The organism is Halomonas sp. BLK-85, from assembly GCF_044792155.1.
In the GTDB taxonomy this organism is placed as follows: Bacteria; Pseudomonadota; Gammaproteobacteria; order Pseudomonadales; family Halomonadaceae; genus Vreelandella.
In genome coordinates this window covers 904,888-919,325 of record NZ_CP087731.1, presented here as the reverse complement: position 1 = coordinate 919,325, position 14,438 = coordinate 904,888, and the positions used below count along the sequence as shown (strand labels likewise).

The window sequence follows — 14,438 nt, the reverse complement described above, 5'->3', positions numbered from 1 at the left end:
CACTGTTAGCCAAAAGGCGGCATGAAGTTATACTATCAACATCATTTGTATAATAGTAGGTAAACTCATGTCCAAGCCGCTGATACTGGTACTCGGAGACCAGCTTTCATTTGCGCTGCCCACTCTGCGCCAGACGCCGGATAACGCTGTCGTTGCGCTGTGTGAAGTGGCCGAGGAAGCCTCCTATGTACCCCACCATATTCATAAGATCGGGCTTTTTTTGGCAGCTATGCGACATTTTGCCCAACAGCTGCGCGAAGCTGGCTGGCAGGTTCACCACAGCGCACTGGATGACCCCGACAATACACATTCATTGATCGACGAAGCGGAGCGGCTGGCACGCGCTTACCACTGCGATCACATTCTGGTAGTTCGCCCAGGAGAGTGGCGCTTATGGGAGGCCATGCAATCACGTGCCAACAGCACTATCCCCTGGCAACTGGTGGAAGATGACCGTTTTTTCACCACACCGGATGATTTTGCTCAGTGGGCACAGGGGCGCAAGCAGTTACGCCTGGAATACTTCTATCGCGAACAGCGCAAACGCTCTGGCCTGCTTATGCAGGCAGATGGCAAGCCGCTGGGCGGGCAGTGGAACTTTGATCATGATAACCGAGAACCTTTGCCGGATACTTTCACTCCCCCTCAACAGCGCCAACACAGCATTGATGGCATCACCCGGGAGGCACTGGACGTGGCAGCCCGCCATTTTCCGGCGCATATCGGGCGCATCGATAATTTTAACTGGCCTGTTACCCGTCAGCAGGCGCTGACGGAACTGGATGACTTTATTGCCTATCGCCTCAGTGATTTTGGTCGTTACCAGGATGCGATCAGCGATACGGAGCCTTACCTTTTCCACGCGCGGATTTCGGTAGCCCTGAACATTGGCCTGCTATCCCCCCGGGAAGTATGCCACGCCGTTGAACAGGCTCACCTGGAAGGCCTGGCGCCGATCAATGCCGCTGAAGGTTTCATTCGCCAGGTGCTGGGCTGGCGTGAGTATGTGCGCGGTCTGTACTGGACACAGATGCCGGAATATAAAACCCGCAACGGCCTGGGTTTCCAGCGTGAGCTGCCGGCGTTTTTCTGGGATGGCAATACCGACATGCGCTGCCTCAAGCGTGCCATCGAAATGACCATTGATAACAGCTATGCCCATCATATCCAGCGTCTGATGGTGACGGGAAATTTTGCCCTGCTGTGTGGCGTCAAACCGGAAGCACTATGCGACTGGTATCTGGCGGTGTACGCCGACGCCAGCGAATGGGTGGAGCTGCCCAACACCCTGGGCATGGTACTGCATGCGGACGGTGGTTTGATGGGCTCGAAGCCTTACTGTGCATCAGGCAAGTATATTGACAAGATGTCGGATCACTGCCAGCACTGCCGTTACTCCCCCAAACAGGTAACGGGTCCCAAGGCCTGCCCGCTGAACAGCCTCTACTGGCATTTCCTTGAAACCCATCGGCCTGAATTAAACCACAATCCGCGTATGAAGCTGATCTACGGCTCCCTTGACCGTATGAAGGACGAAAAACGCGACGCCATGCGCGAACAGGCAACACAGTTCCTGGATCAGCTGACGTCAGCGCCTGGCTATGGCCAGCCGACGCATACTGGCGGTTACTATTCTGACTGACAGGTGACAGACAGCACATTTTTCATTATTTGACCAAGAGACCCCAATGAGCCAACGAGACACCCTGAGTGCCAAAGCACCCGTCACCCTCTTTTACGACGGCCATTGCCCCTTCTGCCGCGTTGAGGTTGACTGGCTCACCAAACATCGCCATCACCAGCGCATTCAGCTTGTCGACATCCAGCAGGCGGAATTTCTGGAAGGCCAATATGGCGCTTCTTTTGACACCATGATGGGAAAGCTTCACGTACTGGATAACGCTGGACACTGGTATATCGGCATGGATGCCAGCCGCGCCCTTTATGCCGTTCTGGGTTATCAGCGCCTGGTGAGATTTTCCTGCCTGCCTATCATAAGCGGCATGATGGATATCGGGTATCGGCTGTTTGCCCGCTACCGGGTCAGGCTGGGCAACTGGTGGGAAAAACGCAAAAAGAAATGAGGGCAATTAACGTCAATGGTGACTGAGTGGTGGGTGGCTTATGTCCCTGACAACCCCCATTGGCTGAATGAAATGAACAAGCATTCACTGCGTTGTATTCAGCCAATAAAAAAAAAACGACTTGATTAAAAGACCAGCGGCATACGGGATGTCAGCGGCGCGCTGTAATGTGCATCACGACCAATGACTTCATCCTGAGGCACATGCTGAACCAGATAAGCCCGATGGATACCCGCACGCTTGAGTTCAAGATAGACATCATCCAGCGAGCGGAAAAGCATCGGCTTGGCCCGCCGGGTCAGCATGTGCCGCTCACCTTCCATGTCCTCAAGCTCGACCTGATAAAAACGGCTACCTGAGTGGGTAATGACCCTGATTTCAAAGTTATCGTGACCCGCCACGAACTTCTTAAGCTCCTTGAGTTCCATAAACACCTCTTTCATATATCGTTTTTTTGATTTTATCGTTCATCTTTCACCCACAGGCAACAAGCGTATGGGCACGGCTTAGAGCTGACAGTCAGCCTATTAGACCCGCGTGAATATCCTGTTGCCTGTGTGTGTCAGATATATGACATTTATGAGCAGAAAGCGTTCATGACCAAACAGTTACCCCAGTCGCCTTACCTGGAGCTATTGGTATTCGGAAGGATCTATCGCCTTACCCAATGAATTACGGTCAATCCAGTTACCGGCTTTGGTTTCCTTGTAACGAAATACCACTTGATCGCCAATGCTGACCGGCACTTCGCTGTCTTCGGTCTGGTAACTGTATTTTTCGCCATCGACCACCAGAAAGTAGCGATAGAGATCCGGCATCCCCAGCCATTCCTTGAAAGGCCCTTCCCGTTCAAGCGACTGCAGCTCGCCACGCGCCTGCAGCTTGGGTGTTCGCTGTTTATTTCCACGCCGGAAACCACCTGCCATTCCATCTTCTCCTGTAGTTACTGTCCAATTTACTAAAAAGAGTACATGCGCTGCAATTCGTGCTCTAGCCACCAAAAGCTTCGCCATAGCTATCCGGGGCCAGGTCCTCAAAGCGCGTGTATTTGCCAATGAATGCCATATGCACCGTCCCGATCGGCCCGTTACGCTGCTTGCCTATGATCAGCTCTGCCAGGCCCTGGTTATCCGGGTTGTCAGGGTTATACACTTCATCACGGTAAACAAAGGCAATCACGTCGGCATCCTGCTCGATCGCCCCTGATTCACGCAAGTCCGACATCACTGGTCGCTTGTTGGGACGTTGTTCCAGCGAGCGGTTAAGCTGTGAGAGCGCAATCACCGGACAGTTAAACTCTTTGGCAAGCCCCTTGAGCGAGCGGGAGATTTCCGAGATTTCACCGGTACGGTTTTCCGAGAACCCCGGAATCTGCATCAACTGCAGATAGTCAATCATGATCATGGCCATATTGCCCTGTTCACGTACCACGCGACGAATCCGTGAGCGCATCTCATTGGGAGAAAGCGCCGCCGTATCATCGATAAACAGTTGCTTGTCCTTGAGCAGGTTAACCGCCGAGGTCAATCGCGGCCAGTCCTCATCCTCCAATTGCCCCGTACGCACCCGGGTCTGGTCAATGCGTCCCAGAGACGACAGCATCCTGAGCATCAGGGAATCCGCGGGCATCTCCATGGAAAACACCATCACCGGCTTGTCACTGGCAATCACCGCATGCTCCACCAGATTCATCGCGAACGTGGTGTTATGTACACAGATATCTTCTGCAACAAAGTTGTGAGTATCGTCCACTGTCAGATCATACACCTGCTGCATTCCAAGCGGTTCAATAGCGACCACTTCATCCCAATAGATATCAGATGACGCCAGGCTTTCAAGATACCTATCAGCGTCCAGCAAATCGGCAAACTCAGCGGCTCGATGACGTGATAAACAGCGTTCGCCAACCCCCGACAAATGCGGATTATAGCCAACAGGTAACGCTTTACCGGATTTCTCGAACAGCATGCGCCAAGAACGTTGGCCTTTTTTTGCAAGCACGTAATGGTTGACCGACTTAGGTAAACTATCGCGGTTACTATGTATTCGCTTAGCGTTAATACAGGCGCTCAGTTCGGCTAATGCCCGCTCTTTGCTGAAGATACCGACATCCTGAATAAAACGTTTTTGACTTGTTTGATCAAGAATCTCAAGCTCCCAGGGGGACTGACGCAGATTGTCATAGCGGTTATGCTTTTCACGAATCTTGCTCAAAATGCCAAAGCGCAATAGCAAATGCTGCACACCACGAACCAATTCCCGGCTCGAGGACGCATAGCTAATCCGCCCCTGACCATTCGCCTGGATAAAAGCACTACCATCACAGGCAAAAAGACGGTTCAAGAATAGCGCCAATTGCTGTTTAGGTAAGCGGAACACGCAGTCTGGTATCTGCTTGTACAAGGCTTTTTTAGCCCACACGCCGTGCACGTCAAGAAATCGCCTGACCGGATTAGGGCTATTTTTCCCCACCGAGGAATAGTCAGACGCAGAAAAGTCACTGGTAACCGTTAGATCCAGCGTCTCGCAAAGACGCATAAAGGTTGGCTGCACAGTCACCATTTTCCCATTACACCAACCGCTCACCGCTGCCTTTCTCACATTTAACAGCGATGCCAGTGCCTCACCCGTCATCCCCTTAGCCTGAAGCTTTGCACGTAATACGTGTGAAAACTGCTCTCTTAAAGCGTATAGACGTGTTGCATCCCGGCTCACCCGTAGAGTAGGCGTTCGCTCAGTCTTTCTTTCTGCCTTATCCACCAAGCGGCATGTCACACCGGGAAAATGTCCCACTGCGTCAGCAAAATCAGCACGCAGTGCTTCATTGCTGTTGGTGAACATCGGGCATGTCTGGGTGGTACCACCATCGCCCAGCATATAAGCCAAGGTCTTGAGCTGATATTCAGGCATTACATCATGACCGAACACTGGGATTTCACGCGGCACTGCTATACGCTCGCCGACCTCAATTTTCCCTAGAGGCTGCCAACCTTCTCCCGTTAAAAACGGATGCGTCAGGGTGGTTGCGACTTCCCGTCCCGTTGCCGTCCTGACGCGAAAAACCGGCTTAAGACCATCATCGACGAAGGCTGATGCGCAGGTTTTTTCCAACTTGAAGTCATTGGTTAACGTCAACAAAGAGGCCTGCTGGCGTGCTACCAGGTCATCAATTGTGACCAAAGCGCCACTCTCCGGGTCTACCAGTCGCGAGCCACTCATCAAACACTTGCCCATTGAGGGCCTTCCAGCAATGATCACCAGGTCAGAGGGCTGTAAACCGGAGGTCATGTCATCAAGGTCACGAAAGCCCGAGGAAAGCCCGGTCATCTGGCCTTTCATGTTGAACAGTTCATCGATACGGTCGACTGCCTTGGTCAGCAGCTCGCTCATGCCGATGGGCCCGCCGGTCTTTGGCCTTTCTTCAGCAATCTGGAAAACCAGCCGTTCGGCTTCATTGAGCAACTCATCCGCGGGCCGCCCCTGAGGAGCAAAGGCGCCTTCAGCAATCTGATTGGCCGCACGAATCAGTTTGCGCAAGGTTGCCCGCTCGCGGACGATGTCGGCATAGGCGCGAATGTTGCTGGCGGACGGCGTATTGCGTGCCAGTTCGGCGAGAAACCCGAGACCGCCAACGGTGTCCAGCTGATCTCGACCGTCCAGTGCCTCGGATAAAGTCACCACATCAAGTGGCTGCCCCGCCTCTGCAAGGTGCGTCATGACGTTGAACACCAGACGATGCTCATAACGATAGAAATCATCAGCCACAAGACGATCCGACACGTTATCCCAGGCCTGATTGTCGAGCATAAGCCCACCCAGGACGGACTGTTCAGCCTCCAGTGAATGGGGTGGCAGCTTAAGAGCAGCCGTTTCCTGATCGGCGGGATCCTGCATCATGCACTCCTTGACTCACGCATCCACGAACGTTTTCCAGCCACCATCATTGTTACACTAACAGCAAAGGGCGCGGGGATTGCCCGCGCCCTTTTTATGTACCGCATGGTGTTCAGCAGAGCAAGCTTACTCAGCCATTACCACAACACGAACAGTAGCATTCACTTCTGCATGCAGGCGAAGTTCGATATCGTACTCGCCTGTCTGACGAATCGGACCCAGGGGCATGCGCACTTCACTCTTGGCTACCTCGATGCCAGCAGAGGAAATGGCGTCAGCCAGATCACGCGGGCCGATTGAACCAAACAGTTTGCCTTCATCGCCTGCCTTGGAAACCAGCGACAGTTCGATGTCGTTAAGCTGTTCAGCGCGAGCTTCAGCTTCAGCCTTACGCTCAGCGGCCTGAGCTTCCAGCTCAACACGCTGGGCTTCAAATGCCGCAATATTTTCTTTGGTTGCCGGTACGGCATGACCGTAGGGCACCAGGAAATTACGACCGTAACCAGGCTTAACAGTGACCTTGTCACCGAGGCCGCCCAGCTTACCAATTTTGTCGAGCAGAATGACTTCCATCTCGTAAACCTCTTGTCAATTGCTGCGGGCAAGACGGGCGCGAACGTTCGCGAATGTATCCATCAACCCTAGAAGCAGCACAATGAGAATCGTAGGCCAGGTAGTGATCAGCAATATATAGAAAGCGACCAGCCATAGCCCGTTCATCCCCTTTAATCCAATAACACCGTGTACCAACGCAATACCGGCAATCAGCAATGGAATCCAGCACAGCATCGCCAGTGCATAAATACCCAACAGCATTCCTGCAACGCCAATCGCAAAGAGCGTTAAAAGCTCTTTCGGGGTCAACCTGAAGGCATGGAACTCATCCCGAAACCCACCAGGATTATACAGCCCGGCTTGCCAGCTACGCGCCAGAGCCAGGCAGGCAATGGATGCCAACAGCACCACCAACCCTGTTACGTTGCCCACCACCAGCGAAGCCAGCGTCTGGGTGTCGTAACCCTGATTGGTCAGCTCAGTGAGCATTCCATCCACTTCTTCTGAGCCCTGACGCAGTTGTTCAAGCATCAGCTCAGTGCCCTGCGGCGGGATGAAAATGCCTAACTGCACCATGGCAGATGCCGCGACAGCGCCAGCCATCAGGGCCAATCCCCAACGCATGCGCTCTCGCAATACAACCGCCATCAGCGTCACCAGCAGCAAGCTTGCCAGTGGTATGACGTCACCCTGAATCCACCACCACCCAGAGGGCACTGCCGCTGCGATGATGACGGGAAGTGCCGGTGCAAACCCTTTCCTGAGCGTGACCAGGCCAGCAATGGCGACGCCCAACCAGAACAGCCAGGGAACCAGTGTCGCCAGTGCGGCGCCACCAGCGGCGTATGGCGTGCCTTTCATGAACCATCGGGCGAGTGCCAGCATTACGTCTCTGCTTACTGGTGGCTATCGGTATAGGGCAGCAGTGCCAGGTAACGCGCGCGCTTGACGGCGGTTGCCAGCTGACGCTGATAGCGTGCTTTGGTGCCGGTGATACGGCTCGGAACGATCTTGCCGGTTTCGGTGATGTAAGCCTTCAGCGTATCAAGATCTTTGTAATCGATCTGCTTGACGCCTTCAGCAGTGAAGCGGCAAAACTTGCGGCGACGGAAAAAACGTGCCATGGATAAAGCTCCTTATGCGGGCAGTGGTTGGATCAGGCTGATTCAGATTCAGACTCGGATTCAGACTCGTTTTCAGTCCGCGGTCTTTCTTCACGGCGCTGACGCTTCTCTTCGACCGGCTTCATCATCGGCGAGGCTTCAGTAACGGCCTCTTTGCAACGCACAACCATGCTACGAATGATGGCGTCGTTGAAACGGAAGATATTCTCGATTTCCTCGAGAGTCTCGGCGCTGCACTCAACGTTCATCAGTACGTAGTGGGCTTTATGGATCTTGTTGATCGGGTAGGCCATATGACGACGACCCCAATCTTCAAGGCGATGAACAGTACCTGCATTTTCAGCAACAATACTGGTGTAGCGCTCGACCATGGCCGGCACTTGCTCGCTCTGATCCGGATGGACCATGAACACGATTTCATAATGACGCATAAAATCTCCTTGCGGTTTGGCAGCTTCCTCAGCGCCCTGGCAAATCCATGGAGCGTCAGGGAAGCAAGGAGTTGACTGAAAAGTTGCCCCAAACTTTGCCGCGAACGACACAGGGGGCATCAAACAGAACTGGAGGCAGTGTCTAGCACTGATCCTGTCGCATGAATATTCCTGTCCGGGCAACAGACAACAAAAGTCTACCCGAACGCTGAAATAGCCATACGCAACACCCGCCTAATGGATAAACGGGCGCATGCATTCTAGTTGGCGGTGGATTAACTTGCAAGTTGGCGCTGGCGCACCGCTTCAAAAAGACAAATTCCCGTGGCCACTGAGACATTCAGGCTCGATACCTGCCCGGCCATCGGCAACTTGACCAGATGATCACAGGCTTCACGGGTCAGGCGGCGCATCCCTTTACCTTCCGCCCCCATCACCAGGGCCATCGGCCCGGTGAAGTCCAGTGCGTAGAGGCTGGTGGTGGCTTCACCGGCCGTCCCGGCAATCCAGACCCCTTCCTGCTTGAGTTTCTCCAGAGTGCGCGACAGATTGGTCACCTGATAGACAGGCACCACTTCTGCCGCCCCACAGGCCACCTTGCGTACCGTGGCGTTTAACGGTGCGGCCTTATCCTTGGCCACAATCACTCCGTGTACCCCAGCAGCATCGGCACTACGCAGGCAGGCGCCAAAGTTATGCACATCGGTAACGCCATCCAGCACCAGCAACAAGGGGGGTGTCGGTGCCGCCCAGGCACGCAGCTTCAGCCACAGGGATTCTTCACCTTCGGCTACCAGCGGTTGACAGAATGCGACCACCCCCTGATGCGCCGCCCCCTGGGTTATCTGGTCGAGACGATCACGCGACTGCCTGACAAGGCGCGCACCCAGGCGTTCAGCGGTGGCAGCCAATTCTTCCAGACGCTTTTCTGCCCCTGATTGAAGCCACAGCTCACCGGGGGCTTCACCACGCTCCAGCAGGCTTTGCAAGGCATGGATGCCATACACCACCTCAAGCCCCTGAGGCGCTTTAGGCGCCTTGACTCCACGACGAGATGCCGGCTTCATGTTGCTCCTTACCCGAGACTCCTTACCCTGACTGGCCATTATTTGTCAGCTGGCTTGCGTGAACGACGTGAGCGCTGTGGGCCACGGCGATTCGACTTGGGTTTCTTGTCGTCCGTTTTCCTGCTGTCCGGCTTCTTGCCGGCCACCTGCCTGGGCGCGGCGGCGGCCGCCTCACCCGAAGGCTTGGCCTCTGCCGGACGCTTACGCGGTTGACGGCGAGGGCGCGGTTTGTCATCAGCCAGACTGAAATCGATCTTGCGATCGTCCATGTCGACCCGCGCCACCTGAATGGTGACACCGTCACCCAGACGATAGGTGGTGCCGGTACGTTCGCCTTTGAGACGATGCTTCTCCGCTTCGTAGTGATAATAATCCGACGGCAATGAGGTCACATGCACCAGGCCTTCTACATAGAACTCGTCCAGACGCACAAAGAGACCAAACTGGGTGACAGACGCAATCGTACCCTCAAAGGTCTCACCCAGCTTGTCGGACATGAACTCGCACTTCAGCCAGCTTTCGACGTCACGGGTGGCATCATCAGCGCGACGCTCGGCCATCGAGCAGTGCTCGCCCAGCTCAACCATTTGCTCGAAAGTGTAGGGGCACCACTTGCTGGGCGGCTCGACCGGCGCGCCATCCACTCTCAGCACCGTATTGGTCTGGCGCGGGCCACGAACCACCGAGCGGATCGCCCGATGCACCAACAGATCCGGATAACGGCGAATCGGCGAGGTAAAATGTGCGTAAGCCTGATAGGCCAGGCCAAAATGGCCTTCGTTCTGTGGCGAATAGACCGCCTGGTTCATTGAACGCAGCATCACCGTCTGGATGATGTCCGCATCCGGACGATCCTTGATTGTTTCACGCAGTGCCTGATAGTCCTGAGGCGTCGGATCATCCCCGCCGGGCAGCGTCAGCCCCAGCTCGTTGAGAAACAGCCGCAGCTTGTCCAGGCGTTCCGGCGTCGGCTTTTCGTGGATACGATACAGCGCAGGAAGATCATGCTTATCCAGAAAGCGGGCCGTGGCAACGTTAGCGGCCAACATGCACTCTTCAATCAGCTTGTGCGCATCGTTACGTTTGCGGGGCACGATCTTTTCAATCTTGCGCTCGTCGTTAAAGATGATCGCTGTTTCGGTCGTATCAAACTCAAGGGCGCCACGCTGAATGCGGGCGTCGTGCAAAATACCATACAGTTCGTGCAGGTCCTTGAGCGGCTTGACCAGCTTGGCATGCTCTTTGCGAAGGGTTTCGCCTTCTTCACTTTCCGGATCCAGAATGGCCGCCACCTTGTTATAGGTCAGCCGCGCATGAGAGTTCATGACGGCTTCATAGAAGCGGTAACGGCTGATGGCGCCTGTCTTGGAGATATTCATCTCACATACCATGACCAGACGATCAACATGGGGGTTCAGCGAACACAGGCCGTTAGAGAGCAGTTCCGGCAACATGGGCACAACCTGGCCCGGGAAATACACCGAGGTGCCGCGCGTGCGTGCTTCATCATCGAGCGGCTCGCCAGGGCGAACATAGTGGGACACATCGGCAATAGCGACCACCAGCTTCCAGCTCCCCGACTTGGTTTTCCACGCGCAGACAGCATCATCGAAGTCCTTGGCCGACTCGTCATCGATGGTCACCAGCGGGGTATTACGCAGATCCACGCGATTCTGTTTATCCGCTTCCACAACTTCCGCCGAAATGGTCGAGATCTGATCCATCACTTCAGGCGGAAACTCCGCCGGGATATCGTAGCTGCGGATAGCGATATCGATTTCCATACCAGGATCCATACGCTCGCCCAGCACCTCGATCACCTCACCCACCGGCTGAACCCGGGTGGCTGGCTGCTGGGTGATCCTGGCGGAGATCACCTGACCATCCTTGGCACCGCCAGACACACTGTGCGGGATGATGACTTCCTGGGTGATACGCGGATTTTCGGGCACCAGGACGCCAAACTCGGGTGTATTACTGCGATAGACACCCACCATGGTCTGGGTATTATGCGCAATAACGTCAGCAATGGTGGCTTCATCCCGCCCGCGCCGATCGCGACCACTGATGCGAACCAGCACGTGGTCACCGTGGAAGACGCGTCGCATCTGGCGCGGCGGTAATACCAGATCCGGCTTTTTACCATCATCGCGCAGCACGAAACCGAAGCCGTCACGATGCCCCAGCACCTTACCCTTGATCAGATCAAGCTTGTTGATCAGCGCATAAGCGCCCCGGCGGTCGCGCAACACCTGACCATCCCGCTCCATGGCGGCCAGGCGCCGGCGCACCGCTTCCTGATGATCTTCATCTTCAAGCCCCAGCAGGCGGCTCATGTTTTCGTGCGTAATCGGCTTGCCGTAATTTTCCAGCGCCGCCAGCAGATATTCCCGACTCGGGGCCGGGTTATCGTATTTCTGTGCTTCACGGCTCGCGTGCGGATCGTCACTCAGCGTCCACTTATTCATAGAGTCGGCATCCTTGATTCGTTAGCATCGGCTACTTTGTCTTCAGCTAATGGGGCGCGGAGAGAGTTCGCAAGCGTCAGGTGTCGCATACAAGCGGGGTCAGCGGCAATACAGCTGAAATTTATACAATTATGTTTGATCATGCAGGCAGTATAGCGCTGCTGGCAGCATCACCCAACCAGGTAAGTAGAAGAATTCTGGCCAAGTCAGGCACGCAGGGCTGTCAAGGCACACATGTTGATCATTTGAACCAGAAAGCACTTGCATTTCATGCTCATCTCGGTATTATACGCGCCACTTGCCCAGATGGCGGAATTGGTAGACGCGCTAGCTTCAGGTGCTAGTGACCGTATGGTCGTGGAGGTTCAAGTCCTCTTCTGGGCACCACATTTTCCTGTCAGCCAGAGAGCTGAGTCCTGAGAAAATGTATCTGAAGCACTGACAGGGTTATAAAACAGTCAGTCTGCTGCAAGGCAAGAGTGAAAGTGTTCGCCCAGGTGGCGGAATTGGTAGACGCGCTAGCTTCAGGTGCTAGTGACCGTATGGTCGTGGAGGTTCAAGTCCTCTCCTGGGCACCAATCGAGCACTTTCAGATAGCACAGAATAATCCCAATCAGTATGTAAGGCCCAGGTGGCGGAATTGGTAGACGCGCTAGCTTCAGGTGCTAGTGACCGCATGGTCGTGGAGGTTCAAGTCCTCTCCTGGGCACCAAACGCATTATCCCTCTTCTTCTGATGCCCCGTCATCCCCAAGCTTTTCTCTCTGCTAGCTTGATGACTTTCACCTTGGTCTAGATTCTGCCTTTATCTTCCAGGTTGACATCCGCGTGTCTGACATAAAAGCGAAGCGACAACCCTTGGCAGTTATTTAGAAGAACGTGGCCGCCGCGAACACGTGTTCAAATGATCGTCCGCCAGATGCAGCCTCCCCATTTGCCACACAGGTTTACTGAAAACGTCCCGGCTTGTGGGCAACGTCCTCCAGCGCCCAACCGTGAGTATTTACTCGGCCTTCCAGCATCTGCTCGACGGCCGGGGTCAGGTCGGGGAAGAAATTGAGCCCAGTGCGGACTTCTATCTCGTCAATAGTGACCAGGTATTTATCCAGCGGTTCATTACCCTGCACGTCTTGCGGCATGATAAACGCCAAGGCGAGAGGCGTTTCCGGGTGAGGCGCCACGATGATTTTATAGAACGCCTTGGGCACTTCTACAAAACCAACACGCTGCATGGTATTGGTGAACCCCTCAGCGTATACCGGGCCGGTGATCACCTGCAGATGCTCAAAACGCGGGGCGAAGTGATCCATCACCGCTTCTTCCAGACGCTGCCATAGCTGGCGGTTCAATTCTGGCGTTTGCGGCAACATATTGCTCATCAGGAAGGTATCTACCTGCGCCTGACGCCCATGCACCGCGGCAATGGCATAGTTAGGCGCCAGATGTCCTCGATCATAGCCGCTGCCTGAATAGCTATCGGTACCGATTGGCCACAAGGTACGCCAGTCGGCCGAAAAGCCTGGTCGACTGCCAATGGCAGCATCCTTGACTGCAGCCACCCGGTAGCTGACCCAGAGTGCGCCTGCGCGCACATCCGACCATCCCAGCAGGTAGCCATCGTTACGCATCACGCGGTGAAAGGACGTCAGGCTTGGCGCATCCCAGGTAGGCACGCCCTGCCAGGTGAAGGCATCACGGTAGCGTTGCTCTTGAAACAGCCATAACCCTGAACCCATCACAATAAACAAGGCCAGCAGCGCAAGACGACGACCCTGGCGACGTAAACGAGACGTTGCGCGACCCAAGGAACCAACTCCTTTTAGCAATAGGGAAGCGACCCCTGCGGGCCGAGATTACCAGCCCACCGAGAACATGGTTTCCAGATCATGGCGTGAATGCACCTGCATGGCATTGAGCGTTTCGGTATCACTGACCCCTTCCACCTGATTGAGCCGTTCGGTGACAAGCTCTGCAAGGCTTTCAAAGTCCCGCGTGCGGGCAATGGCAACCAGATCATAGCGGCCGCAGGTGGAATACACCTCACTGATACCTTCCACATCGGCGAGACGTTCAGCGACAGCCTTCACCTGACCTTTTTCGGTATTGATCAAAATAACAGCGTTTTGCATAGCAGAGCCTCATGAAAAGATAATTTTTAACACCAGTCGCGTCTTGCGTCGAAGTATAACAGCACAATCAGCAACTGCGCAGACGGATTGGATCAGGCTCACCAGACCCGACTTAACAACCACTTAACGTGGCGAATTGTCGCTGGATGATAAGCTTGTTCGCACTCGGCAGGCACTTACGCTAAGATAACTATGAACTCCGGTAAGGTAGGTGCTGTCGGAGACCTGAAGAGGTGGATAACCACCCAAAAGACCGTGAATACAACGTCAGACTGTGACGATAAGGAGAGATCATGGCTAACCAAAGCCGTCGTGACTTCATGCGCAATAGTATGCTCGGCCTTGCGGCGCTGCCGCTGGGTGCTGGCATTCTTTCCAAGACTGCTTTCGCTCAGGATCTTCCACGCCTGGACCCTTCCTCCAGCAACGCGCAGGCGTTGAATTACGTAGAAGAGGCCAGTGAGGCGAGCGATCACCCTGCCTATTCTGATGGCGAAGTTTGTAACAACTGCATGTTCTGGATCGAAGATAAGGAAGGCTGCCAGTTGTTCCCGCAGAACAGCGTTGCACCTGGTGGCTGGTGCCAGTCCTGGACAGCTGCCGGCTAACCACTGCGGCTGATTCATGACCAAAAGAGCCCGCTGATAGCGGGCTTTTTTATGGCAAAAAACCTGTTCGCGTTTAGCT

14 protein-coding genes and 3 tRNA genes are annotated in these 14,438 nt (G+C 54.7%); 6 read left to right on the top strand and 11 right to left on the bottom strand.

The window, feature by feature from the left end; genetic code table 11:
• Window positions 1–67: 67 nt before the first annotated feature.
• Both LL947_RS04035 and LL947_RS04030 read left to right on the top strand, forming a co-directional pair.
• Entirely contained in the window at window positions 68–1,642 is a 1,575-nt protein-coding gene (locus LL947_RS04035; protein ID WP_499834041.1) for a cryptochrome/photolyase family protein, read from the top strand.
• Window positions 1,643–1,688: 46 nt separating this feature from the next.
• Window positions 1,689–2,084, top strand: coding sequence for a thiol-disulfide oxidoreductase DCC family protein (locus LL947_RS04030; protein ID WP_499834040.1), 396 nt, complete (start codon window positions 1,689–1,691; stop codon window positions 2,082–2,084).
• 125 nt (window positions 2,085–2,209) lie between these two features.
• On the opposite strand, the gene LL947_RS04025 is transcribed toward LL947_RS04030, so the two are convergent.
• The 9 genes from LL947_RS04025 to rnr form a co-directional block, all read right to left on the bottom strand.
• Window positions 2,210–2,512 carry a DUF6482 family protein gene (locus LL947_RS04025; RefSeq protein ID WP_290820631.1) on the bottom strand — a complete coding sequence of 101 codons (303 nt, stop codon included), beginning with the start codon at window positions 2,510–2,512 and terminating at the stop codon, window positions 2,210–2,212.
• Between the two features lie 204 nt (window positions 2,513–2,716).
• Complete coding sequence (locus tag LL947_RS04020; protein ID WP_290820629.1) at window positions 2,717–3,010, bottom strand: hypothetical protein; 294 nt, start codon at window positions 3,008–3,010, stop codon at window positions 2,717–2,719.
• Window positions 3,011–3,074: 64 nt separating this feature from the next.
• Window positions 3,075–5,978, bottom strand: a complete 2,904-nt coding sequence (dnaB, locus tag LL947_RS04015) for a replicative DNA helicase (RefSeq protein WP_499834369.1) — start codon at window positions 5,976–5,978, stop codon at window positions 3,075–3,077.
• A 126-nt stretch (window positions 5,979–6,104) separates the two neighbouring features.
• Complete coding sequence (gene rplI, locus LL947_RS04010) at window positions 6,105–6,551, bottom strand: 50S ribosomal protein L9 (RefSeq protein ID WP_290820625.1); 447 nt, start codon at window positions 6,549–6,551, stop codon at window positions 6,105–6,107.
• 15 nt (window positions 6,552–6,566) lie between these two features.
• Window positions 6,567–7,418, bottom strand: a complete 852-nt coding sequence (locus LL947_RS04005; protein ID WP_499834039.1) for a hypothetical protein — start codon at window positions 7,416–7,418, stop codon at window positions 6,567–6,569.
• An 11-nt stretch (window positions 7,419–7,429) separates the two neighbouring features.
• Entirely contained in the window at window positions 7,430–7,657 is a 228-nt protein-coding gene (gene rpsR / locus LL947_RS04000; RefSeq protein WP_023004506.1) for a 30S ribosomal protein S18, read from the bottom strand.
• A gap of 32 nt (window positions 7,658–7,689) precedes the next feature.
• Window positions 7,690–8,088: a 30S ribosomal protein S6 gene (rpsF, locus tag LL947_RS03995; protein WP_290820620.1), complete on the bottom strand. Its 399-nt coding sequence runs from the start codon at window positions 8,086–8,088 to the stop codon at window positions 7,690–7,692.
• A 275-nt stretch (window positions 8,089–8,363) separates the two neighbouring features.
• Window positions 8,364–9,155, bottom strand: a complete 792-nt coding sequence (gene rlmB, locus LL947_RS03990) for a 23S rRNA (guanosine(2251)-2'-O)-methyltransferase RlmB (RefSeq protein ID WP_290820618.1) — start codon at window positions 9,153–9,155, stop codon at window positions 8,364–8,366.
• A 38-nt stretch (window positions 9,156–9,193) separates the two neighbouring features.
• Entirely contained in the window at window positions 9,194–11,623 is a 2,430-nt protein-coding gene (gene rnr, locus LL947_RS03985; protein ID WP_404416638.1) for a ribonuclease R, read from the bottom strand.
• A gap of 300 nt (window positions 11,624–11,923) precedes the next feature.
• On the opposite strand from rnr, the gene LL947_RS03980 reads away from it, so the two are divergent.
• From LL947_RS03980 to LL947_RS03970, 3 genes are all read left to right on the top strand, one after another.
• A tRNA-Leu gene (locus LL947_RS03980) sits at window positions 11,924–12,010 on the top strand.
• Between the two features lie 104 nt (window positions 12,011–12,114).
• Window positions 12,115–12,201 (top strand) — tRNA-Leu (locus LL947_RS03975).
• A 47-nt stretch (window positions 12,202–12,248) separates the two neighbouring features.
• Window positions 12,249–12,335, top strand: a tRNA-Leu gene (locus tag LL947_RS03970).
• Window positions 12,336–12,569: 234 nt separating this feature from the next.
• On the opposite strand, the gene LL947_RS03965 is transcribed toward LL947_RS03970, so the two are convergent.
• Together LL947_RS03965 and LL947_RS03960 are read right to left on the bottom strand one after the other, a co-directional pair.
• Window positions 12,570–13,358 (bottom strand): DNA/RNA non-specific endonuclease, encoded by a 789-nt coding sequence (locus LL947_RS03965; RefSeq protein ID WP_404417870.1) that lies wholly within the window; start codon window positions 13,356–13,358, stop codon window positions 12,570–12,572.
• Window positions 13,359–13,475: 117 nt separating this feature from the next.
• Window positions 13,476–13,751 (bottom strand): Lrp/AsnC family transcriptional regulator, encoded by a 276-nt coding sequence (locus tag LL947_RS03960; RefSeq protein WP_290820614.1) that lies wholly within the window; start codon window positions 13,749–13,751, stop codon window positions 13,476–13,478.
• 293 nt (window positions 13,752–14,044) lie between these two features.
• Between LL947_RS03960 and LL947_RS03955 the strand changes: the two genes are divergently transcribed.
• Window positions 14,045–14,359: a high-potential iron-sulfur protein gene (locus LL947_RS03955; protein WP_499834038.1), complete on the top strand. Its 315-nt coding sequence runs from the start codon at window positions 14,045–14,047 to the stop codon at window positions 14,357–14,359.
• The last annotated feature ends 79 nt before the right edge of the window (window positions 14,360–14,438 follow it).